A 21,626-nucleotide genomic window follows, 5' to 3' on the forward strand; every position below is an offset into this window, starting at 1 on the left:
CAACCCTTGTGGGGTGTGACCTAGACAAAGTTTAGGAACTGATCATCTCCACAACACGCATCAACATCTCTGTTAACTCTGTTGCTTCAACGCTGAGGTACCGATCGACCTAAGGTGACAGGATTTCGGCCTAAGAATAAAAGTACTCAGGCATCAAAATCATTGTGTTGTCTCCCTGTTAGGAGGTGATCCATCCGCACCTTCCGGTACGGATACCTTGTTACGACTTCACCCCAGTCATCAGCCCCACCTTCGACGTCCTCCTCCCGAGGGTTGGAGTAACGGCTTCGGGCGTGGCCAACTTCCATGGTGTGACGGGCGGTGTGTACAAGGCCCGGGAACGTATTCACCGCAGTATGCTGACCTGCGATTACTAGCGATTCCTCCTTCACGTAGGCGAGTTGCAGCCTACGATCTGAACTGAGCAACGGTTTATGGGATTTGCTTGTCCTCGCGAACTTGCTGCCCTTTGTCCATTGCATTGTAGTACGTGTGTAGCCCAGGATGTAAGGGGCATGATGACTTGACGTCATCCACACCTTCCTCCGGTTTATCACCGGCGGTCTCTCTAGAGTGCCCAACTTAATGCTGGCAACTAAAGACGTGGGTTGCGCTCGTTGCGGGACTTAACCCAACATCTCACGACACGAGCTGACGACAGCCATGCACCACCTGTCACTGCGTTCCCGAAGGCACTCTCTCGTTTCCAAGAGATTCGCAGGATGTCAAACCCTGGTAAGGTTCTTCGCGTTGCATCGAATTAAACCACATACTCCACCGCTTGTGCGGGCCCCCGTCAATTCCTTTGAGTTTCACACTTGCGTGCGTACTCCCCAGGCGGAACACTTAACGCGTTGGCTACGACACCGAGGGGGTCGATTCCCCCGACACCTAGTGTTCATCGTTTACGGCCAGGACTACAGGGGTATCTAATCCCTTTCGCTCCCCTGGCTTTCGTCCATGAGCGTCAGTGATGGCCCAGCAGAGCGCCTTCGCCACTGGTGTTCTTCCCGATATCTACGCATTTCACCGCTACACCGGGAATTCCCTCTGCCCCTACCACACTCAAGCCCAACAGTTTCCACTGCCATGATGGAGTTAAGCTCCACTTTTTAACAGCAGACTTGAAGGGCCGCCTGCGGACGCTTTACGCCCAATAATTCCGGATAACGCTTGCCACTCCCGTATTACCGCGGCTGCTGGCACGGAATTAGCCGTGGCTTATTCATCAAGTACCGTCAGATCTTCTTCCTTGATAAAAGAGGTTTACAGCCCAGAGGCCTTCATCCCTCACGCGGCGTTGCTCCGTCAGGCTTTCGCCCATTGCGGAAAATTCCCCACTGCTGCCTCCCGTAGGAGTCTGGGCCGTGTCTCAGTCCCAGTGTGGCTGATCATCCTCTCAGACCAGCTACTGATCGATGCCTTGGTAGGCCTTTACCCCACCAACTAGCTAATCAGACGCGAGCTCATCCTCAGGCGAAATTCATTTCACCTCGCGGCATATGGGGTATTAGCGGTCGTTTCCAACCGTTATCCCCCTCCTGAGGGCAGATTCTCACGCATTACTCACCCGTCCGCCACTAACCCGAAGGTTCGTTCGACTTGCATGTGTTAAGCACGCCGCCAGCGTTCATCCTGAGCCAGGATCAAACTCTCCGTTGTAGATCAAGTCCTTTTGATAATTTTCATCATCTCAACTTAATTTGCGTCACCCATTATTCAGCATTCGCTGGAAACAGTTGAGGCCTCCTTCCCGCTGACACAGAAAGGGTTCTTAAGAGTGCACATCTAGATTTCTCTATCTATGACTTTCCAGGATCTCAGATCCGGTTGTTGCTCCACATTGCGCACACCGGCAACAGAAAGGATCGTGAAAACCTTCCCGTTGCAAGCACAATGCTTCGACGCAACGAAATTTTTTGACGGGACCTCACACCTTCATCGCTTCTTCATTCAATCCCTCACCTGACCTTTCGGCTCGGTTCAGAACCAAACGCGATGAAAGCGTCAGTTCCTAAACTTTTCAATTGTCCAGGTGCGACCAGTTCCCTAGCCCCTTCCTTTCAGAAGAGTGGTAACTGATCAACGCGGCCTCTCGCGACCGCTTGAAGAACTTACAACACCGTGGGATCGCTCCCTCTTGGTCTTGCAAGTGACCCAAGACACTTCAAGGCTTTCGCCCCTCAGGCTTCGGTCTTGCGCTCTCACCTCTCGGCTCCTGCACAAGTTAAAATCGTACCACTCCTTACGCCCACGGCGCAACTACTAAGGCTGGATCAGGGCTTCACCCCAGGGCAGCAAGCGCGCCAGCTCAGACCAAGAGCCCGCAGCGAGCATTGGAAAACTGGTCTGAGACAAGTCCTGACCCGGCGACAGCTCGGCGGGATCGATGTCCAACCAGCGGATCGGACAGCCCAATTCATCGAGAACCAGCCAGGCAGCCGCCAGATCCCAGATCTTGGGGGTGGCCTCAAGGGCTGCAATGGTCTGGCCTATCGCCACGCTCACCAGATTGAGGCTGGCCACGCCGAACAGCCGGATCTTTCCGGGAAAAGGCTGATTCGGTTTTCGCTGCAACACACGGATCGAACGACTGCACAACGACACGCAGGCGCTGTTGGCGTGCTGACGGGTCGCTGTGGTCAACGCCTGTTCATTGCGCATCACACCCCTCCCCCGCAACGCCACGATCCGCTGCCCCAGGGCTGGAACATCAAGGAACACCTCACTGGGGCGGCCATCAACAAAACGCGCCACGGAGATGGCCCACACCGGAATACCCGTCGCGAAGTTCGTGGTGCCATCCAGGGGATCCACAACCCAGTAAGCCCGGGTCTGGGGTACGCGTTGCGAACCCTCTTCACTGAGAACGCCCTCACCGGGTGCAATCAAGGCCAGTCCTTTGACCAGCTCCGCATCACTCCAGCGATCACAGGCCGTGATCAACGTGCCGTCTGGTTTGACATCAGAAACGATGTTGCCGAAATCCGAGCGCTGACGCTCTGCAATGCGATCCAGCAACTGATGAATGGCGCTCAGTTGGTCTGAACTGAGCACCGACGTCACCACAGGGGCTGCACTGACTGTGAGATGGCTTCAGTCTGACCTGCGACGGAACTCATCGGACAGGCTGTTTTCAAGGGTGTGGGTTCAATCGGGATCACCATGCCCTCAGCCTCCGGCTTTTGCGCCGGAAGGGTGTTGGCAGGACAGGCGATCAGTGCATCAAGACCCGTACGACGCCGCAACTGGGCCAGGCTGGTGTTGTAATCACGGATGGCCTGGGCATAGCGGAGCTCAGCGTTGGTGAGGTCCCGCTGGTTGTCCACCACTTCCCGCTGGGTGCTCACACCCGCCTGAACCCTCAACTGGGACAACCGCAGTGACTCGCGAGACGACAGCACTTCACTGGATGTGGTCTCGATGTTCTGAATGGCCGAACGCAGGTTGATGAAGCTCTGCTCCACCTCAAGCCGGATGCCATCACGCGTGGCGGCAAAGTTGTAAGCGCTTTCTTCAGCGGCTTGCTTAAACCGACGGTAGTCAGCCCTGGCCCGTCCACCATCAAACAGGCGCCATCTGGCCGTGAGTGCGGTGGTGTTCTGGGCACCCCAGCGGTAATCGTCCATGTCGATATCCCCGAGGGAATTCACACCGGACAGACCTTCATTGCGAAAGCTCGTGGTGGTGTTCACAAAGCTGAGCACCGGCTGGACCGCAGCCAGTGACGCATTGGCCTGGCTGTTGTCGATAGAGATATCGAGAATCAGCTGATCGAGCTCTTCCCGGTAGTTGTAGGCCGCGATGATGCTCTCCTGCAGGGAAGGCTCCCACAAGCCAAGGGGCGTTGAGGGAGTCGCGGCAGTTGGGGTGATGTCCTGAGGCAGGTCCAGCTCACGGGCCAAGCTGCGCCGGGCAAGATCCTGAGACGCGAGTCGATCCGTCAACAGGTTGCGGTCGCGTGCCAGCTGCGTCTCAGCTTCCAGTACCTCCAACTTGGTGTTGACACCGGCGTTGTAGCGCGCTCTGGCATCGCGAAGACTCACCAGGGACGCACGGACGGATGCCTGGCCGATACGAACCCCTTCATCGGCTTCCTGCAACTGGAAATAGGACGACGCTGCCTGAAGACGAAGGTCGCGCAGTGCAATCAGATAGGAGTCGCGAGCACGCTCAAAGGTGTCGCGAGCCGCTGCAATCTGAGGTACACGGGCCGGATCAATGATGTCCCAACTCACCCGCAGATTGACATCGGCGCGCCACTCACGGCCGTAGGTCTCAGGATCGCCTTCGATCCGTTCACCGGTCAGGGGATTTGTGACACCTGGAACGAAATCGGGATTGCGGTAGGTGTACGACTTGAGATAGCTCGGCAGACCGTTGGCAGACAGATCAACGGAGGGGTACCAGGCCGAGATAGCCGCCCGAAGTGACGATTTGGCTTGATCCACCCGGCTCGCTGCTGCCTTGAGCTGTGGACTGTTCACCTCTGCTAGCTGCAGAGCTTCTTCCAACGTCAGCGGACGGAGCTCATGGATCCGAACCTGTTCAGGTGCGTCGGGGAGAGCAAGGCTGGGGGGAGCAGCGAGATCCTCCAACTCTTCGGGCAGTTCTGCCGCTGCAGCAGGAAGGACGGAAGGATCGGCCACAGGACGCTCTCCCTTCAGCTCGAGAGCATTCGGAAGGGTGGTTTGATCCACCAGCGCGGAAGTGGAGGACGTCGGTTCGTCCTGACTCACCACAGGAGCAGTTGCTGCTGCCAGCACACCAGCAGTCAGGACAACAGTCGCGGTGAACCGACGCACAGCAAATCGCTAACTGGGCGGAGCTTAGGGACTTTTTCCTAGTCCACCGAGCACGGAGGCCACGATGTCAGCCGCCCCATGAACAATCCGAACCGGAACCGGAAGCTGGGCGCGCAGCTCCTCCAGGCTCATGTCGTCAAGGAACACCGGCTGGCCCTGCCGCAGCATCACCGACGGCAAGAGCAGCTCATCCCCGAGATCCAGCCCGGCCAAACCACTCAACAGGTCTTCTCCCGTGAGCAGACCGGTCACCACCTGATCCTGCCCCCAATAGGGACTGGGCAAGCCCTGCAACTGGAGATCAACCCCTTCAACACGATTGAGGCGGTCGCAGACCGGACGCAACGCCGATGCCACAATGCGACCAACCACCCAGCTGCAACGGCGCGGTTGTTGGATCCGTTGCGGCAGATCCTGGGTGGCCTGATCCAACGCCTCGAGAAAGGCCCGGATGGTGCCCACGCCGTTTTCCTGCTGGGGAAGGTCTTCGTAGTCAGTTCGTGGCGGCAGGGCTTGCCCAGCCATCAGGTACCACTCATCCGACAACCAAGCAAAACGGCTGCCGAGGCGCGCCTGAAACTGTTTCTGCCAAGCCTCCACCTGGGCTATCACGGTGCGGGCGCAGGCGGGATCCACCGGACGCAACCCACCATCCGGCGGGCGAAAACGGGTCAACCCCACGGGCACAACAGCAGCTGACAGCACCGCTGGCCACTCGCCTTCGGCAAAGCGGGCCAGGTCCTGCAGGCTGCGATCCAACGCGGCACCGTCGTTGATGCCGGGACAAACCACCACCTGGGCATGGATCTGAAGATCCCGTTCGGCAAACCAGGCCAATTGCTGCATCAGCAGTCCGGCCCGAGGATTCACCAGCAACCGTTCCCGCAACTCAGGCTCCGTGGCATGCACAGAGACATACAGAGGTGACAGTCGCTGCTCGTCGATGCGCTGCCAGTCGGCATCCGTGAGGTTGGTCAGGGTCAGATAGGACCCGTACAGAAAACTGAGCCTGAAGTCGTCGTCCTTGAGGTAAAGGCTGTCGCGGTGGCCTGGGGGCTGCTGATCGATGAAGCAGAACGGGCAGTGGTTGTTGCACTGCCGCAGCCCATCAAAGAGCGCTTCGGTGAAGGCCAGACCCAGGCCGTCGTCGGCGTCCTTCTCCAGATCCACCTGATGGAGAACACCGGCGGCATCGCGCACCTCAAGGTGCAGGTCTTCCTCGACGCAGAGGTAGCGGTAATCAATCAGGTCCCGCGGCCGGATGCCATTAATGCTGAGCAGCTGATCGCCAGGTTCAAACCCCAGGTCCTCGCCGATGGAGCCCGGCTCCACGCTGTCGACCACGGCCGGCAGGGGCTGGCGGGCCACCGCATCTGGATTGAGGGCCGTGACCGCTACCCCGGCCGAGGGCTCATTCCACAAGGGTCGAACAGACGATGGGTTCCTTTCAGTGTGCGCCGTGGATGGACCACCAGGCCAGGAGGCCCACACCAAAGAGCAGTCGGTAAGCCACAAACAACCAGGTGCTGTGGCGCTGCAGAAACTTGAGCAGCCAGTCAATCGCCAACCAGGACACCACCGTCGCCGCCAGGATCCCGACGACGAGGGGCAGCGGTCCGGCATCGGCCGTCGCAGCCAGCGCATCCTTCAGCTCGACGATGCCAGCGATAGTGATCGCCGGAATGCCGAGGAGAAACGAAAAGCGGGCGGCATCGGCCCGCTGCCAGCCATCCAGCAATGACGCGGTCAGGGTGCTGCCGGAGCGGGAGACCCCTGGGATCAGGGCCAGCACCTGGGCCAGACCGACCAACAGGCCATCGCGTCCAGAAACGTCCGACAACTGCTTGCGCCGCGGTCCCATCCTTTCAGCGACCGCCAACAGCAACGCCATCACAATCGACACAACGGCAATCGAGGGAACACTGCGCAGCAGCGATGTCTCGTAGCCCTCATCCCAGAACAGCTTGATCGCCAGCCCAACGGCAAGGATCGGAAGTGTGCCAACCGCCATGGCGATGCCAAGGCGCGCTTCCGGTTCCCGCCACTGACCATGGCGAAATGCCTTTGAGATGCCTTGCATCACCTGGGCAAGGTCCCTGCGGAAATAGGCGATCACCGCAACGATGCTGCCCAGTTGAATGGCGGCCGTCACGGACACGCCAGGGTCCCCCCAGTCCAGTAGCACTGGCACCACCTTCAAATGTGCCGTGCTGCTGATGGGGAGGAATTCCGTCAGTCCCTGCACGATGCCAAGCACCAGATCACGCCAACAGGCCTCCCAAAGGCCAAGGGAAGCGGAAGGGTCAGCCATGCAAACGGACCAGGGGTGAGGACGTTATGTCAGGCACGGGGCCAGGAGATGTCTTCTAAGGTTTCGAGACTTTCTTGTTAATTGGCGGATTTGATCGGAGGCACCTGGCAACTCACAGCCCCCGATCGGTCCTGGACCCTGGCGGTGCCTCGTTTGGCGGCAGCCATGGTTGTATTGCCTGTGTTTCTGCAAGCCCCCTGGGTGAGGTTGCACCCCTTTTCCGCCACGCTGTTCACTGCGGTGCTGATGGCGGTCGGCATCGTTCTGGGGCAGACCGCAGATCGACAGAAGGCTGAAATCGGCCAGCTTTTGGTGGGATTCAGCGGCAGCTGGTTGGCCGGTTGCCTGTTCTGGGGTTGGCTGCGAGCCCATCCTCTTTTACACCTGCCGGTGGAGGCCTTCGCATTGCCCCTGGCACTGACTGGACTGAACAGTCGCTGGAGGCTGGCAGCAGCCTTTTACCTCTCCTCATTGCTGGGGACAGCCTGTACCGACCTGATGATGGCGGTCACCGGAGTGATGCAAACCTGGCCCACGGTTGTGATGGCTCCGATCGATCTGGCGCCAGGGCTTCTGCATCAAGCAGGCCTTCAGCTGCTCCATCCCCTGCCGATGCTGCTTCTAGCCCTTGCCGCAGTGTTGATCCTGGGCCTCGGCCGCAGGTGGAGCCAGATGGGTTCCACCTGGAGCATGGCCGGGGCAGTTTTGGTCACAACGGTTTGGGTGGACGGCCTGTTTCTGATCACCGCTCTGCTCCAACCAGGCCTCAGCGGCCTGATCGAGTGAAACGAACTGCAAAAGCTCCAGCGCGGGCTTGATCGAGACGGCAGTGACACTTGTAAGGTTCCCTGGCCGGCTCCTGCCGGATAACCCAATCCGATCCCGACGGAGAGCTGAGATGAAGCGGCTGCTGAGCTGGCTGACCGGTGCATTACTGATGGCAGGCCTGCTGGCCGGTCTGATCCTTCCCGGAAGCGTTCATGCTGACGAGGACCTGGTTGGCAAGTATTCCGGTAACGAGATCCGCAACATCGCGGACGACAAGATCGCTGCACGGGAGGGCAAGGTGGACCTCAACAACTCCTCCGTTCGCCGCTTTCAGCAGTTCCCCGGGATGTACCCGACTATGGCCGGCAAGATCGTGCTTGGCGGCCCCTACAACGACGTTGATGAGGTGCTGAGCCTGGATCTGAGCGAGCGTCAGATCGAATTGTTCAACAAGTACAAGGAAAATTTCACGGTGACCCCACCGGAAATTGCCCTGAACGAGGGTGACGATCGGATCAACGACGGTCAATACCGCTGATCGCGCCACAATCAGCCCATCACCCGAAAGCCGTCGGACTACCCGGCGGCTTTTTTTGACTGCCTGGATGGACCCTTCCCGCCCGCTTGATGCCATTGATCCCGGCCCCTGGGATGTGGTGGTGGTGGGTGCCGGGGCAGCGGGTTTGATGACCTGCTTGGAGTTACCAGAGGGGTTGTCGGTATTGCTGCTGAACCGCAATACCGGACGCCGCTCCTCCAGCCGCTGGGCCCAGGGGGGCATCGCCGCTGTGACCCGCCCTGAAGACTCGGCGGGCAGCCATGCCGACGACACCCTGAACGCCGGCGCTGGCTTATGTGACGGCGATGCCGTGCGGTTTTTGGTGGACGCCGCTCCGCGTTGTGTGGATCGCCTCCAGCAGCTGGGGATGGCCTTTGACCGCGACGGCCATGGCCTGGCCACGACCCTGGAAGCAGCCCACAGCCATCGACGCGTGCTGCATGTGCAGGACCGCACCGGACGCGCCCTTGTGGATGTCCTGCGTGAGCGGGTCGAACAACGGCCCGGTTTGCTGCACCGCCGAGGCGTGCGGGTCACCAGGCTTGATGTGCAGAACGGCCGCTGTTGTGGGGTGCAAGTGCTTGATGGCCGCCTCCTGCAACACATCCAGGCCCGCGCCGTAGTGCTGGCCAGCGGCGGCGGTGGACATCTGTTTGCCAACACCACCAATCCGGCCCAGGCCTGCGGAGAGGGCATTGCCCTGGCCTGGCAAGCCGGTGCAGCGGTAGAAGATCTGGAATTCGTGCAGTTCCATCCCACGGCCCTGCGGCTGGACGATGCCCCCTGCTTCCTGATTTCAGAGGCAGTGCGCGGGGAAGGCGGGGTGTTGGTGGATGCCCAGGGGGGAAGTCCGGTGGACCACCTGCTGCAACGTGACCTGGCCCCCAGGGATCAGGTGAGTCGGGCCCTGGTGCAGCGCATGCGGGAGCAGGGCATGGCCCAGATGTGGCTTGATTTTTCCGCCATTCCCCGTGCCCAGGCGGAAGCGCGTTTCCCCACGATTCTCGACCGCTGCAGCGAATTCGGACTCAACCCCCTCGAACGGCCAATCCCTGTTGCGCCTGCGGCGCATTACTGGATGGGCGGTGTCGCAACGGATCTACAAGCCGCGACAGACCTTCCCGGCCTCTACGCCGTTGGCGAGGTGGCCTGCACTGGGGTCCATGGCGCCAACCGGCTGGCCAGCAACTCCCTGATGGAATGCCTCGTGTTCGCCCATCGCCTGGCGGAGATCGACCTGGGGCCTGCCATCAAGCCGTCGAACCCTGCCCCGCCGCAGGCTTACGGGCAAGCACTGGAGGGAGCGATCACCAGCGCGGGGTTGATGGAGCAGATCGAGCAGCTGCGCCTGTTCTGCTGGCAACGGGCTGGCGTGGACCGCAGTGGACGCCGGCTCAACGCCGGCCTGGATCACTTGCGCTGCGAGCTGGAACGCCTGGATCAACAACCCTTGCTGAACTGTCTGCAGCGGGATGCTTTGTTGCTCGATGACAGCAGTCGCCGCGATCTGAATCTGCTGCTGGATCTTCGCCACCGCCTGGTGACCAGCCGGCTGATGCTGGAGGCTTGCCTGTTTCGCCAGGAGAGCAGGGGAGGACATTTCCGCACGGATGCCCCGTCACCACAGCCCCAGTGGCAATGCCACTCGCGTCAGAGCCAAGCCCGGGGTCTCCACACCCGGGCTGTTCGCCCTTGAGCAGGGCCTGCTCAGGGCTCAGAACTCGCGGTCGCCCTGATAACCGCTTAGGTCTGCCAACACCTCGAGGGGCTTCACACCGGAATCAAGTTCACCGTTGATCTCCCAGCTGGGGAAACCCTCAAGACCTTTGCTGCGGCAGAGGTCGGCCTGGTTGTTGCGGCCATCGGGCGCGCACTCCACCACCTTCAGCTGTTCGGAGGCCTCCTTGCCGAACAACTCCTTCTGCTCGTGGCAATGGGGGCACCAGTAGGCCGAATACATCACCGCTCCGGAGGCGGTGAGATGGTCCGCCAGTGCCTGTGTTGCCGGGGAACTGGCGGTGGTCACCACTGGAGCAACGCCTGGCCCCGTGGCCGTGGCTTCCGGCCGGTCTGGATCGACAACGGAGGCCCAGATCAGGCCCCCCAGCAGCACCGCCAGGGCCAGAAGAATGCCTCGAAAAATCAACTGCCCAGGGTCATCCCAGCCACCGCCGATCACCGACAGCAGAAACAGGCTGAGCGAGAGAACGGCGGACAGAACGCAGAAGAAGCAGAAGGCCTGGATCTTGATCACCATCAGGCCCAGCAACACGCCGCTGAACACCGCCATCCCCAGGGAGACGCTGAACATTCCCCACCAGGTTCGGCGGGAGAGATCGCTCTTGTTTTCCTGCAGACCCGGCAGCAGCGGCAACAGCGCCATCACCAGAACAGCGATGTAGGCCAGCAGTCCGACAAACGACAGCGGGATGCCGGCCGCCACGGTGCCCCAGGGGCTGTTGAGCACCTTGTCGCAACCGTCGGCACCCATCGGGCAGCTGAGGTTGCCCAGCAATCCCCACCGCTTGAGGGTGATCGAGCCGGTGTCGATCACACCGACGGTGGCGAACACCGCCATGGCGATGCGGGCCCACTTGGCACCGGCATCTTGACGGCGACGACTGACCAGACGGGTGGTGCCCATCCATTCCCTATCGAGTGGCTGAATTCTGTCAGTTCTGACGAAAACAGTCCTCTCCGTAGGGTGATGAATGGCAGGCGGCGCAGTGATGACAAGCACCCCGACGAAACCAACGGTCGCGTTCGCCCACCTGGGCTGCGAAAAGAACCGTGTGGACACAGAACACATGGTGGGTTTGCTGGCACAGGCCGGCTACGGCGTCAGCACCAACGAAGACGATGCGGCTGTGGTGGTGGTGAACACCTGCAGCTTCATTCAGGACGCCCGCGAGGAATCGGTGCGCACCCTGGTGGGCCTGGCAGAACAGGGCAAGGAACTGGTCATTGCCGGCTGTCTGGCCCAGCATTTTCAGGATGAACTGCTCGAATCGATTCCTGAAGCGAAGGCGATCGTTGGCACCGGCGACTACCAACACATCGTGGAGGTGCTGCAGCGGGTGGAGGCCGGCGAGCGAGTGAACCGCGTCAGCGCCGTGCCCACCTTTGTGGGGGATGAACACCTGCCGCGTCAGCGCACCACGGACCAGGCGGTGGCGTTCATCAAGGTGGCGGAGGGCTGCGACTACCGCTGCGCCTTCTGCATCATTCCCAAGCTGCGGGGCGACCAACGCAGCCGACCGATCGAATCGATCGTGGCCGAAGCGCACCAACTGGCGGAGCAGGGGGTGCAGGAGCTGATCCTGATCAGCCAGATCACCACCAACTACGGCCTTGATCTCTACGGCAAGCCAAAGCTGGCGGAACTCCTGCGGGCCCTGGGGGAGGTGGAGATCCCCTGGATCCGCGTGCACTACGCCTACCCGACGGGGCTGACCCCAGAGGTGCTGGCGGCATACCGGGAGGTGCCCAATGTGTTGCCCTATCTGGATCTGCCGCTGCAGCACAGCCACCCGCAGGTGCTGCGGGCGATGAACCGCCCCTGGCAGGCGGATGTGAACGACCGGCTGCTGGATCAGATCCGCGACCAGCTCCCCGACGCGGTGTTGCGCACCACTTTGATCGTGGGCTTTCCGGGCGAAACGGACGAGCACTTCCAGCACCTGATGGAGTTTCTGAGGCGCCAACGCTTCGACCACGTTGGGGTGTTCACCTTCTCGCCGGAGGACGGCACCGCCGCTGCTGAGCTGCCTAACCCGGTGGATCCCGACGTCGCCCAGGCCCGCAAGGACGCCCTGATGGCGCTGCAGCAACCCATTTCCGCCGAACGCAACCACAGCTGGGTGGGCCGCACCGTGGACGTATTGATCGAGCAGCACAACCCCCAGACCGGGCAGATGATTGGCCGTTGCGCCCGCTTTGCGCCGGAGGTGGATGGGGAGGTGCAGGTGCAGCCTGGAGAGGACGGCCAGCAGGCCGCCCCCGGCACGCTGGTGCCGGTGCAGATCATGGGTGCCGACATCTACGACCTAAGCGGACGGATCGTGGGAGCCCGCGCCATGGTGGCGGCAATCAGAACCGACGCTTGAGCGCTTCCCCCCTTCGCCTGGACCAGCAACGCAGCCTGTTCCTGGTGGTGTCTGGCATCAGCACCGCAGGCTCCTTCGCCGGCATCACCGCCAAGGGCTGGATCCTGCTGCATGGCAGCGCCGACCCTTTCGTGCTGGCCTTGAACTTTGCAGCTTTATCACTCCCCAGCCTGTTGATCAGCGGTCCTGCCGGGGTGCGTACCGACCGTTTGGGCTGCGAAACGGTGCTCGTGCGAGCGCAATGGGGGCTGTTGGCCGCCGCTGCCCTGGGGGCCCTCTCGGTCCCGTTGCTGGAAGGAACAGCCCAGGTGCTGCTGCTGTTGGGCAGCACCTTGATGGTGGGCATCGCCGGCGCCTTCGAGCTAACCGCGCGCAATAAGTACTGCTCCCTGCTGGTGGAGGAGCCCAAGCAGCTGGCGGGATACCTCACCAGCTTTTCGGTGGTGTTCAACGTGGGCAAGTTGGTGGGGCCTCCGATCGGCGGATGGCTGGTGGCCATGGCTGGACCGGCATGGGCCCTGGGCATTGACGCCGCCAGTTACCTGCTGCCGATCGCCAGCGTGGTGTTCCTGCTGCAGCCACGCCGGGACATGGAACAACGCAGCCGTGGTGATGGCGATGCCACGTTGCTAACGGCTTGGAAGGATTGCGGATCCACCCTGCGGGGGGTTCTGACCCTCACCGCTGTGCTTTGCATGGTGAACTTCTTTCACCCGGGCCTGGCTCCACTGATCGCAGATCAGGTGCTGGGGCCGGATCCACGGGATCTAGGGCTGTTCACCAGTGTGCTGGCGGCCGGCAGCATCGCCGGCGGCATCGTGCTGCAACGCTGCAGCGCCAGCTTCAGCCGGCGACCATTCCTGACGCTGGGCTGCTTTGGACTGATCACAGCGATCGCCCAGCTGGGCATGGCGGGGAGCTCAAGCATTGGCGTGAGCTTGAGCATGGCCTTCGCGATCGGTGCTGGAACCGCTGGACTGCTGAGCAGTTGCAACCTCATCACGCAGATCGGAGCGCCTCAGGTAATGCGCGGGCGGATGGCCGGTTTGAGCCAGATCGCGTTTCTTGGCGGCGGTGGCATCAGCGGACTGCTGGCGGCCTTGCTGGTGATGGCCACCAGCCTGTCCACCACCTTTGCCCTGACCGGCGGAATCGGCGCTGTGCTGGCGCTGCTCTGGATCCGCCGACGGGGGGGGACGGTGCTGGAGCCGCTCAGATCAGCTTGATTCCCTTGAGCAGTTTGGTGAGCACAAAAGCGACCACCAGACCGGATCCAACCAGGCCGAGATAGATGCCAACGCCCATGTGCGAGTAAGGAGGTGACCACCATTAGATCAGGCATGGATCAGCTTCCGGGCCATAGCGCTTAGGTTTGTGAACGACTGACACCTGCGTGCGGGTGACCGTCAACCGGGCCGACCGGATGTTTGACCCTCCACGCCCGAGATGATGCGCACCCTCTTTATCTATCCCGAGTTCCCGAAGACCTTCTGGAGTTACGAGAAGATCCTCGAGCTGGTGAACCGCAAGGTGCTGCTGCCCCCGCTGGGGATGGTGACGGTGGCGGCCCTGCTTCCCCAGGACTGGGAGATGAAGCTTGTGGACCGCAACGTGCGGGAAGTGACAGAGGAGGAATGGAACTGGGCGGAGATGGTGATCATCTCGGGGATGATCGTGCAGAAGGACGACATGGCCGTACAGATCGGCAAGGCCAAGCAGCGGGGTTTGCCGGTGGCCATCGGCGGCCCCTTCGCCAGTTCAACGCCGGATGCACCGGAACTCGATCAGGCGGATTACAAGATCCTCGATGAGGGTGAAATCACCCTGCCGATGTTCCTGGAGGCCCTGGAACGGGGTGAAACCAGCGGCCGCTTCACCGCTGAAGGCGACAAGCCGGATGTGACCGCCACGCCGATCCCCCGGTTTGATCTGCTCGAGTTAGACGCCTACGACTCAATGAGCGTGCAGTTTTCGCGGGGCTGCCCGTTCAACTGCGAGTTCTGCGACATCATCGTGCTCTACGGCCGCAAACCGCGCACCAAGACCCCTGAGCAGTTGGTAGCGGAACTCCAGTCCCTCTATGACCTGGGCTGGCGCCGCTCGATCTTCCTGGTGGACGACAATTTCATCGGCAACAAGCGCAATGCCAAGTTGTTGCTGCCGCAGATCCGCACCTGGCAGGAGGAGCGCGGATATCCGTTCAGCTTCGCGACCGAGGCCTCCGTTGATCTGGCGGATGACAACGAGATGATGCGAATGATGCACGACGCCCGCTTTGAAAGCGTGTTTCTCGGCATCGAAACCCCCGACGAATCGAGCCTCGAGACGGCCCGCAAGGTTCAGAACACCCGCAACCCCCTTGATGCTGCGGTGGATCGGATCACCGCCAACGGCATCCGTGTGATGGCAGGCTTCATCATCGGTTTCGACGGTGAGAAGGATGGTGCAGGCCACCGCATCGTTGATTTCGTGACCCGTACCGGCATTCCCGCCGCAATGATGGGCATGTTGCAGGCGCTTCCCAAAACCGCACTTTGGGCGCGTCTGGAGAAGGAAGGCCGCCTGATCCAGGGAGAAGATGCCGCCAAGGGCGTGAATCAGACCAACCTGCTGAATTTCAAACCAACTCGTCCGATCCGTGATATCGCCAATGAATACGTTGATGCGTTCTGCGCGCTGTACGAACCCAATGCCTACATGGATCGGGTGTACAGCTACTACCTGAAGATGGGCGCCCCCCGCTGGAAGGCGGCTGCCAAATTGCCCACTTTGACGGATATCAAAGCTCTGAGCACTGTGATCTGGCGACAGGGCATCAAGCGCGACACCCGGAGTCGCTTCTGGAAGTACATGCTGGGAATGGCCCGCCAGAACCCGGCATTGCTGGAGCAGTTCCTGGTCGTGCTGGCCCACAACGAGCACTTCCTCGAGTACCGCTCGATCGTGCAGCAGGAAATCCGCGAGCAGTTGGAATCACTTCCGCCTGAGGAACCCTCGGCGCAAAAGGAACTGCAGCCTGTTTAAGGATCAGTCCTGCACGTAGGCAGAGCCATCAAGCAGACACTGCTCGGCTTTCTGCAGTTCCCGCCCCAGATACAGAGCATGATCCAAACGGCTCAGCGGATGCGGCCCGCCCCCTTCGGTGAGTTGGATGCCGACTTGCTTGGCGCTGCAGCCGCGATAAATCCTTGAAGGTTGTCGGAGGCCATTGCCGCCTTTGCAGCTCAGCACCTCACCGGTGTCGGAATCCCGTGCCAGTCCCTTTTCATCAATGGTGTTGCAGTAGTGCTCGAGCACCAGCTCACCGGCATCAGCATCAACCTTGATCAGGAAGTAACCGCTGGGATCGAGCGCGATGAAGCGCTGGGAGAGGCGTTCATCCAAAGCATCAATGGCCGCAGCCAGCGATGCGGGGGCTTCAGGGGTCTTGACCATCTCTTTAACTTACAAACTCAGCGATGGAGCATCCGCCTTGAAGGGCAGCTCCGCATTGATCGCTTCGATCTCCTCCAGCATCAAGCCATTCACCTTGGGCAGCCAAGCCCGAATCAAACTATCCATCTGCGGGTGATGCCAACGGTGCAGGCTGGCGTGGGGGCGGGCCACAAACCCCCGCCGCCGCTTATGGCTGCCGCCGGCCCCGGGATCAAAGCTGTCGATCCCTTGGCTGATCGCCCATTCAATCGGGGCGTAATAACAAACCTCGAAGTGGAGACAGTCGATCTCCTCCTCGCTACCCCAGTAACGGCCCCAGAGGTGCTGGTCGTCGCGCACGCACATCGACATGGCGACGGGCTCGCGCGGATCACCGCGATGGGCCGCAAACAACACCACCTGCTCCCGGTGCAACCCCGCCAAAGCCTCGAAAAAACCCTGCTCCAAATACTTGCTGCCCCACGGCCCCCAGCGAGCGCAGTGCTGCTCATAAAAGCCATGCATGATCTGGAACAGCTCCAGATCCAACTGCTCTCCTGTGAGCGGAGTCACCATGAGCCCTGCCTTGGCCACCGCTTTGCGTTCCCGTTTGATGTTGCGGCGTTGGTTGGCGTTGAAGCCGTTGAGATAGTCGTCGAAGCTTTGATCGTCGCCTCGGCTCCAGAGGCTCTGCTGGTTCAGCCAGGTGGCACAGCCGGCCGCTTCCGCCAGCGGCCGCCACTGGGGATCCACGTAGAGAAAATTGCAGCTGAGGATGCTGTGGTGCTCGCAGAAGGCATCAATCGCCTGCAGCAGCACCGCTGTGAGCTCCGCTTCATCTTCACCGGGAAGCACGTGGAAGCGGTAGCCCAGCACCGGGCTCACCGGGCTCATTCCCAGCAGTTTCGGGTAATAACGCAGGCCCAGATCCCCGGCCAAACGGGCAAAGGTCTGGTCGAACACGAATTCGCCATAGCTGTGACCCTTGAGGTAAAGAGGCGCAACCGCAATGGGGATATCCTCACGCCACAAGGCCAGATGCAGCGGCTGCCAGCCCTGCTCCGGAACGATGCTGCCGGAGCTCTCCAGGGCCTCGAGCCAACTCCAGCGATAAAAGGGAATGGCCTGATTACCCACCAGCGCCTGCCAGTGCTTCTCGGGGATCTCCTGAATCGAACGGTGCCAGCGGGCCGTAAGTGACGACATCGGTGGTCTGCCGCAGGCAATACAGCAGACCTTAACCAGAGCCGTGGTTCCAGTGATCAGGCCAGGGGATCAGTGACAACGGTGATCAACCGGGAGTCGAAATCGATGTCCAGGTCGTCCGCATCGAAATTCTTGATCACGGCTTTCACGTCGTCTCTTTTGATGACCCATACGTCATCTCCACGCTGTTCCAGAATTGTGGAGGGACAGCCGCAAAATTTGATGCTGTCACCAGTTTCAAAATCCATAATTTTGACGTGCCCCTTACCGCCGTCGACAGTCACAAAAACATCATTACCTTCACCACCCCATGCTTTATCATTACCTTCACCTGACGAGATAACATCATCGCCTGACCCGGCCTTTATTTTATCTCTACCACCAGTGGTGTTGATGACATCATCACCACGCTTACCGATGATGACATCATTTCCATTGGTACCAATCAGTTCCTCGCCAAGCTTGGTGCCAACGATCTTATTCTTCTTCTGCTCATGGGTGAGGCTCGAACGCTGGTGGATGGATGCACCTAATAGTAGGAGTCATAATCAATTCCACATCCCTCAGTTGAGGGATACAAACTGTTCTCAGATCTGTTTCAGCCTCGCTGCCGCTGATAGCTGAGCATCAGTTCATTCCCCCCAAGAGGCCTTGCCTCCAGCAACTGCCAGGCCCCATCCAAGGCCAGACCTTCTGGCAGAGCTGCAACCCCCTGTGGCAACCAACTGTGGTCCCCCCCCAGCAGCCTGGGCACCAGGGTGAGCTGCAACTGATCAACAGCATCAGCCTGCAAGAGATCTGCCGTGAGCCGCGCACCGCCGAGCAGAACCAGGCGCTCCACACCCAGCGCAGCCAAACGGCCCAACCGCTCGTTCCAGCAATCTCCTAGCGGTAACCAGCGATCAAATCCCTGGGCGGCAGCCGCTGGTGCCAGCAGCCAACGCTGCAGTGGCTGCTGAAAAAACCGCCAATTCATTGGAAAACCATTGCCATGGCTGACCACCACAGCAATCGGTTGCTCTCCACGGCCCTCACGCAATCGCTGGTCGATCAGATCGGCATTGCGGATCAGACAGGTGCATTGATGGGCCCGCAGGGTGCCGGCACCGATCAGACAGGCATCAGCCCAGGCCAAGGCCTGCTCCAGAACGGCCCGATCACCCTCACCACCAAGCTGTGAGGCACCGCCCTCAGCCGGTGCAAGCCGGCCATCAAGGCTGACGGCCAGCACCAACCGAACATGAGGACGTTGCGTCGGACGATCAGACGGCAGCAACCGACTCCAAAGCAGCCGGCATCAGGTCCAACTGAGGGGTCTCGGCGTAGACCTCAGCGGCGTTGTTGGGGCTTTCCTGCAAACGAATCTTGTGCAGATGGGCTCCTATCGCTTTTACCGGTGTGCTGAGCCGGTCGGCGATGTGCAGGGCGATGTTCTCGGCCGTCGGCACACATTCAGCGAAGAAGGGAACGTCCTTATTGAGGAAGGTGTGGTCAAAAGGCTCCACCACCAGATCATCCACCAGGCGCTGGAGAGCGGAAAGATCGCAAACCATTCCCGTGCGGGGATCGATCTCACCACGCACGGTCACATCCACCAGGTAGTTGTGGCCGTGGCCATGGGGCCTGGCGCACTTGCCGTAGATCGCTTCGTTCTCCTCCTGGCTCAGCTCAGGGCGGGCCAAACGGTGAGCAGCGGCGAAATGGGTGCGGATGGTGAGGAAGGCGTCCATGGGATGTCCGAGGTAGTCGGCCCAAAGGCCCGGTTGTTCGTAAAGGCGCAATGCCGTGATCGGCAGATGCGGGCTGAGGCGCTGCCAGATCACCCGCACCAGCGCTTCGGTGGTGGGCAGACAGCCAGAGGGGCCCGATACATCGAATTCCGGCCAGGCCTCATTGAGGAAGCGGAAGTCCAGTTGGCCCGTCACGTCCTGGCGGATGGCGTGCTTCACCTCCGAGAGATTGAGCACCATCCCATCGGCATCGAGGCCGCCGGCCATGGACACGATCAGCTCGTAGTTGTGGCCATGGCCAGGGGCGATAGCGCAGGGCCCGAAGCGAGCCGCGTTGTCGTCCGCCGACAGCTCCGGCAGCCAATAACGGTGGCTGGCACTGAAACAGGCCCGCCGCGTGATCACGCAGCCGCGACCTTGGCCGTGGCGTGGTGGTGACTTCGTTTCAGTCATGTGACGTTCCGGCCCCGAGGCATCCTAATGAGCTAACGGCGATCTCGAGCCATGTCGGACCCAATTCCCTCCCTGAAGCAGCGCCTGGGCGGTCGCAGCCTGTATCTGGTGGGGATGATGGGCAGCGGCAAAACCAGCACCGGTCGCCCCCTGGCGGAACGACTGGGGTATGGCTTTGTGGATGCCGATGCCGTGATAGAGCAGGCCGCCGGCTGCAGCATTCCGGAGATTTTTGAGCGGGACGGTGAAGCAGGGTTCCGGGCCCTGGAAAGCCAGGTGCTCAACGCCATCAGCCAACGTCACTCCCTGGTGGTGGCCACCGGCGGTGGAGTGGTCACGCAACAGGAGAACTGGGGGCTGTTGCACAGTGGCGTCGTGATCTGGCTGGATGTGGTGCCAGAGCAACTCATGCAACGCCTCAAAGCGGACAGCACCGTGCGGCCGCTGCTCCAAACCGTCGATCCAGACGCTGCGCTCAACACGCTGCTCAACCAACGCAGGCCCTTTTATGCGGAGGCCGATCTCACCGTGGTCATCGACCAAGAAACGCCCGACGCCGTCACCGACGAGATCCTGCAATTGCTGCCCAGCCTGCTGAAAGATCCGACCCAGCGCCGAACCGACTGAGCTCAAGCCGTTGGCGGCTCCAACCGCACCGCAAACCACTGCAGGGTCACCCCAGGGCTGATCTCCAGATCACAGGCGGTATCGATCAACCGCTGCGCCGCTGCATCCAGATCGGGTTGATCCGCCAGATCGGCCGGCAACTGATCCAGGCTCCGCAACCAACCGCTCAGCCATGTCAACGTATCGGCGGCGCTGAGCAGCTGCTCCGGCTTGCCGGGCTCCAGCACCACATAGTCATCAAGGGCACGGATCAGGGGATCAGACATGGAACGGCGCGTGTGGATGCTGCTGATCAGCCTCACCATCCTGCTCAGTGGCGGTCCCGCCTGGGCACAAAGCAGCCTGGAGCAACGGCTAAACAGCTGGCCCAACTGGAGCCTGCCGGCACCATTGCCGCGGCCGTCGAATCGGGACGATTTGATCTATCCCGAATGGTTTGCCGGGCTCTGGCAGGTGGAGAGCATCGATCTCGATGCCCCAGGCGACCCACCGCTGCTGCACCAGGCACGGTTTGAAACGGATCGCCGCGGCCGGCTCGTCGGCGATCGCAGCTTCAATGCCACCGCCATCGGCCGCGCCTTACTCGGGGAGCAGCTGCTGCGGGTGGAGGACGACCCCGACTCCGCCAACCGTCAGATCACCCGACTCAAAGGAGATCTGTACCTTGAAACCACGGTGACGGGCCGCCGTCAGGACTCCCCGACGGCCGACACCTTCCTGGCCGATGAACTGGTGCTGCAGATCCTGCACACCCCCGGAGCACCGCGACTCAGCCGGATCGAAACCCTCAGCCGCTATAGCCGCTGCGATGACGCCATCTGCGCCGAACAGTGGCAGGGGCGCTATGCCTCCCCGGGAGAAAGCCTGCGGGATCAGGCCGTCGCCCATCACCACTACCACCTGCGCTTCACACCTCTTCCAGGGTCCGCTCCATCAATTTGAGCTCGATCTGATCACGCCACTGGAACAGCGGCTGCAGCTTGGGGTGATCGCTCAGACCCGGAACCCCCTTGCCAGCAAGAGCCGCACCGGCGGACGAGGGGAAGCGCAGCAACGACAGCTGAGCAGCCACGGCGATATCCGCCAGGGTCATGCTGTCGCCCACCAGCCAGGGGGACGCCTCAACCGAGGCCGCCAACTGGTCCAGGCTCGCCAGCAGCTCAGCACGCTCGCCCTGGTTCACCAGTTCGGTGACGTTGTTCACCCACCCGCCGGGGATGGCTCCCATCACCGACCGCACGGGGTCGGGCAGGTCATCGGGCAACAGCGCCACTCGCAACTCTGGATCCAGCGCCGCCGCCTGCACCAGGGCCGTGCGACCGGCCATTGCCAGGGTGGTGTCAGCCCAGTCTTCGATCAGGTGCATCTGAGCGGCCTGACGCGGATCAGCAGGAATCAGCGCCGGATCCGCTTCGCGCTGTTCCAGATGACGGGCAATGGCAGAAGAATCAGCAATCACCTGATCGCCATCCACGAGCACCGGCACCTGCCGTTGCCCCGAAAGGCGGAACACCGCCACCTGACCGATGCCCGGCGTCACCTCCACAGTGCGGAAGCTGAGCCCTTTGGCCTGCAGCACCATCCGTACCTTCAGGCAGAAGGCGGAGTGGCGGAATTGATGGAGCTCCAGCATGGCCAATGGATCCA

At 61.2% G+C, this 21,626-nt stretch carries 21 protein-coding genes, 1 rRNA gene and 1 pseudogene; 8 read left to right on the forward strand and 15 right to left on the reverse strand.

The window, feature by feature from the left end; all coding sequences use genetic code 11:
- Positions 1–178 precede the first annotated feature (178 nt).
- The 5 genes from SynA1524_RS11135 to SynA1524_RS11155 form a co-directional block, all read right to left on the reverse strand.
- Positions 179–1,662 (reverse strand): 16S ribosomal RNA (locus SynA1524_RS11135).
- 603 nt (positions 1,663–2,265) lie between these two features.
- Complete coding sequence (locus SynA1524_RS11140; RefSeq protein ID WP_186497903.1) at positions 2,266–3,069, reverse strand: inositol monophosphatase family protein; 804 nt, start codon at positions 3,067–3,069, stop codon at positions 2,266–2,268.
- A complete protein-coding gene (locus tag SynA1524_RS11145) occupies positions 3,063–4,805 on the reverse strand; it encodes a TolC family protein (RefSeq protein WP_186497905.1) in 1,743 nt (580 codons plus the stop codon). Before SynA1524_RS11145 ends, SynA1524_RS11140 begins: the two co-directional genes overlap by 7 nt.
- A gap of 24 nt (positions 4,806–4,829) precedes the next feature.
- Complete coding sequence (locus tag SynA1524_RS11150; RefSeq protein WP_186497907.1) at positions 4,830–6,227, reverse strand: TIGR03279 family radical SAM protein; 1,398 nt, start codon at positions 6,225–6,227, stop codon at positions 4,830–4,832.
- 25 nt (positions 6,228–6,252) lie between these two features.
- A complete protein-coding gene (locus tag SynA1524_RS11155) occupies positions 6,253–7,116 on the reverse strand; it encodes an undecaprenyl-diphosphate phosphatase (RefSeq protein WP_186497908.1) in 864 nt (287 codons plus the stop codon).
- Positions 7,117–7,206: 90 nt separating this feature from the next.
- Here SynA1524_RS11155 and SynA1524_RS11160 point away from each other — a divergent pair, with 90 nt between their 5' ends.
- From SynA1524_RS11160 to nadB, 3 genes are all read left to right on the forward strand, one after another.
- A complete protein-coding gene (locus SynA1524_RS11160) occupies positions 7,207–7,902 on the forward strand; it encodes a DUF3120 domain-containing protein (RefSeq protein WP_186499628.1) in 696 nt (231 codons plus the stop codon).
- A 112-nt stretch (positions 7,903–8,014) separates the two neighbouring features.
- The gene (gene psbU, locus SynA1524_RS11165; protein ID WP_186497909.1) at positions 8,015–8,422 is read left to right on the forward strand and encodes a photosystem II complex extrinsic protein PsbU; all 408 of its coding nucleotides are present in this window, start codon (positions 8,015–8,017) and stop codon (positions 8,420–8,422) included.
- 67 nt (positions 8,423–8,489) lie between these two features.
- A complete protein-coding gene (gene nadB, locus SynA1524_RS11170) occupies positions 8,490–10,139 on the forward strand; it encodes an L-aspartate oxidase (RefSeq protein ID WP_186497910.1) in 1,650 nt (549 codons plus the stop codon).
- Between the two features lie 18 nt (positions 10,140–10,157).
- Here the strand turns inward: nadB and SynA1524_RS11175 are convergent, their stop codons facing one another.
- Positions 10,158–11,087 (reverse strand): vitamin K epoxide reductase family protein, encoded by a 930-nt coding sequence (locus SynA1524_RS11175; RefSeq protein ID WP_186497912.1) that lies wholly within the window; start codon positions 11,085–11,087, stop codon positions 10,158–10,160.
- A gap of 85 nt (positions 11,088–11,172) precedes the next feature.
- On the opposite strand from SynA1524_RS11175, the gene rimO reads away from it, so the two are divergent.
- Both rimO and SynA1524_RS11185 read left to right on the forward strand, forming a co-directional pair.
- Positions 11,173–12,549: a 30S ribosomal protein S12 methylthiotransferase RimO gene (rimO, locus tag SynA1524_RS11180; RefSeq protein WP_186497920.1), complete on the forward strand. Its 1,377-nt coding sequence runs from the start codon at positions 11,173–11,175 to the stop codon at positions 12,547–12,549.
- Positions 12,546–13,775 carry an MFS transporter gene (locus SynA1524_RS11185; RefSeq protein ID WP_186497922.1) on the forward strand — a complete coding sequence of 410 codons (1,230 nt, stop codon included), beginning with the start codon at positions 12,546–12,548 and terminating at the stop codon, positions 13,773–13,775. Before rimO ends, SynA1524_RS11185 begins: the two co-directional genes overlap by 4 nt.
- Here SynA1524_RS11185 and petL read toward each other — a convergent pair.
- Entirely contained in the window at positions 13,762–13,854 is a 93-nt protein-coding gene (gene petL, locus SynA1524_RS11190; protein ID WP_186497930.1) for a cytochrome b6-f complex subunit PetL, read from the reverse strand. The two genes, SynA1524_RS11185 and petL, sit on opposite strands and share 14 nt — an antisense overlap.
- Positions 13,855–13,998: 144 nt before the next feature.
- Between petL and SynA1524_RS11195 the strand changes: the two genes are divergently transcribed.
- A complete protein-coding gene (locus SynA1524_RS11195; RefSeq protein WP_186497932.1) occupies positions 13,999–15,573 on the forward strand; it encodes a B12-binding domain-containing radical SAM protein in 1,575 nt (524 codons plus the stop codon).
- A 3-nt stretch (positions 15,574–15,576) separates the two neighbouring features.
- Here SynA1524_RS11195 and SynA1524_RS11200 read toward each other — a convergent pair whose 3' ends face one another.
- The 6 genes and pseudogenes from SynA1524_RS11200 to SynA1524_RS11220 all read right to left on the reverse strand — a co-directional run bounded on the left by SynA1524_RS11200 (position 15,577) and on the right by SynA1524_RS11220 (position 19,352).
- Positions 15,577–15,984, reverse strand: a complete 408-nt coding sequence (locus SynA1524_RS11200; protein WP_186497934.1) for a DUF4346 domain-containing protein — start codon at positions 15,982–15,984, stop codon at positions 15,577–15,579.
- A 9-nt stretch (positions 15,985–15,993) separates the two neighbouring features.
- Positions 15,994–17,169, reverse strand: a complete 1,176-nt coding sequence (locus tag SynA1524_RS11205) for a GNAT family N-acetyltransferase (protein ID WP_186497936.1) — start codon at positions 17,167–17,169, stop codon at positions 15,994–15,996.
- A gap of 56 nt (positions 17,170–17,225) precedes the next feature.
- Positions 17,226–17,453 (reverse strand): hypothetical protein, encoded by a 228-nt coding sequence (locus tag SynA1524_RS13100; protein ID WP_286188582.1) that lies wholly within the window; start codon positions 17,451–17,453, stop codon positions 17,226–17,228.
- Between the two features lie 9 nt (positions 17,454–17,462).
- Positions 17,463–17,690: pseudogene (locus SynA1524_RS13225) on the reverse strand (hypothetical protein); the annotation flags it as partial.
- Positions 17,691–17,767: 77 nt separating this feature from the next.
- A complete protein-coding gene (locus tag SynA1524_RS11215; RefSeq protein WP_286188583.1) occupies positions 17,768–18,445 on the reverse strand; it encodes a RibD family protein in 678 nt (225 codons plus the stop codon).
- Entirely contained in the window at positions 18,432–19,352 is a 921-nt protein-coding gene (locus SynA1524_RS11220; RefSeq protein WP_186497938.1) for a 6-carboxytetrahydropterin synthase, read from the reverse strand. The genes SynA1524_RS11215 and SynA1524_RS11220 overlap by 14 nt, the downstream gene beginning before the upstream one ends.
- 51 nt (positions 19,353–19,403) lie before the next feature.
- On the opposite strand from SynA1524_RS11220, the gene SynA1524_RS11225 reads away from it, so the two are divergent.
- Positions 19,404–19,979: a shikimate kinase gene (locus tag SynA1524_RS11225; protein WP_186497940.1), complete on the forward strand. Its 576-nt coding sequence runs from the start codon at positions 19,404–19,406 to the stop codon at positions 19,977–19,979.
- A gap of 2 nt (positions 19,980–19,981) precedes the next feature.
- Here the strand turns inward: SynA1524_RS11225 and SynA1524_RS11230 are convergent, their stop codons facing one another.
- Entirely contained in the window at positions 19,982–20,245 is a 264-nt protein-coding gene (locus SynA1524_RS11230) for a CRR7 family NDH-1 assembly protein (RefSeq protein WP_186497948.1), read from the reverse strand.
- On the opposite strand from SynA1524_RS11230, the gene SynA1524_RS11235 reads away from it, so the two are divergent.
- On the forward strand, positions 20,244–20,921 hold the full coding sequence (locus SynA1524_RS11235; RefSeq protein ID WP_186497950.1) for a DUF6816 family protein: 678 nt from the start codon (positions 20,244–20,246) through the stop codon (positions 20,919–20,921). The genes SynA1524_RS11230 and SynA1524_RS11235 overlap by 2 nt on opposite strands.
- Here SynA1524_RS11235 and SynA1524_RS11240 read toward each other — a convergent pair.
- Positions 20,887–21,612 (reverse strand): glutathione S-transferase family protein, encoded by a 726-nt coding sequence (locus tag SynA1524_RS11240; protein WP_186499631.1) that lies wholly within the window; start codon positions 21,610–21,612, stop codon positions 20,887–20,889. The two genes, SynA1524_RS11235 and SynA1524_RS11240, sit on opposite strands and share 35 nt — an antisense overlap.
- Positions 21,613–21,626: the final 14 nt, after the last annotated feature.

It is taken from the genome of Synechococcus sp. A15-24 (genome assembly GCF_014280195.1).
Lineage (GTDB): Bacteria > Cyanobacteriota > Cyanobacteriia > PCC-6307 > Cyanobiaceae > Parasynechococcus.

What these genes read in the sequence shown, in the direction of transcription:
- SynA1524_RS11220 (WP_186497938.1), bottom strand. Translation starts at nt 19,352, where the DNA reads ATGACTGAAACGAAGTCACCACCACGCCACGGCCAAGGTCGCGGCTGC.
- SynA1524_RS11200 (WP_186497934.1), bottom strand. Translation starts at nt 15,984, where the DNA reads ATGGTCAAGACCCCTGAAGCCCCCGCATCGCTGGCTGCGGCCATTGAT.
- SynA1524_RS11195 (WP_186497932.1), top strand. Translation starts at nt 13,999, where the DNA reads ATGCGCACCCTCTTTATCTATCCCGAGTTCCCGAAGACCTTCTGGAGT.
- SynA1524_RS11230 (WP_186497948.1), bottom strand. Translation starts at nt 20,245, where the DNA reads ATGTCTGATCCCCTGATCCGTGCCCTTGATGACTATGTGGTGCTGGAG.
- petL (WP_186497930.1), bottom strand. Translation starts at nt 13,854, where the DNA reads ATGGGCGTTGGCATCTATCTCGGCCTGGTTGGATCCGGTCTGGTGGTC.
- rimO (WP_186497920.1), top strand. Translation starts at nt 11,173, where the DNA reads ATGACAAGCACCCCGACGAAACCAACGGTCGCGTTCGCCCACCTGGGC.
- SynA1524_RS11205 (WP_186497936.1), bottom strand. Translation starts at nt 17,169, where the DNA reads ATGTCGTCACTTACGGCCCGCTGGCACCGTTCGATTCAGGAGATCCCC.
- SynA1524_RS11235 (WP_186497950.1), top strand. Translation starts at nt 20,244, where the DNA reads ATGGAACGGCGCGTGTGGATGCTGCTGATCAGCCTCACCATCCTGCTC.
- psbU (WP_186497909.1), top strand. Translation starts at nt 8,015, where the DNA reads ATGAAGCGGCTGCTGAGCTGGCTGACCGGTGCATTACTGATGGCAGGC.
- SynA1524_RS11175 (WP_186497912.1), bottom strand. Translation starts at nt 11,087, where the DNA reads ATGGGCACCACCCGTCTGGTCAGTCGTCGCCGTCAAGATGCCGGTGCC.
- nadB (WP_186497910.1), top strand. Translation starts at nt 8,490, where the DNA reads ATGGACCCTTCCCGCCCGCTTGATGCCATTGATCCCGGCCCCTGGGAT.
- SynA1524_RS11225 (WP_186497940.1), top strand. Translation starts at nt 19,404, where the DNA reads ATGTCGGACCCAATTCCCTCCCTGAAGCAGCGCCTGGGCGGTCGCAGC.
- SynA1524_RS11155 (WP_186497908.1), bottom strand. Translation starts at nt 7,116, where the DNA reads ATGGCTGACCCTTCCGCTTCCCTTGGCCTTTGGGAGGCCTGTTGGCGT.
- SynA1524_RS11240 (WP_186499631.1), bottom strand. Translation starts at nt 21,612, where the DNA reads ATGCTGGAGCTCCATCAATTCCGCCACTCCGCCTTCTGCCTGAAGGTA.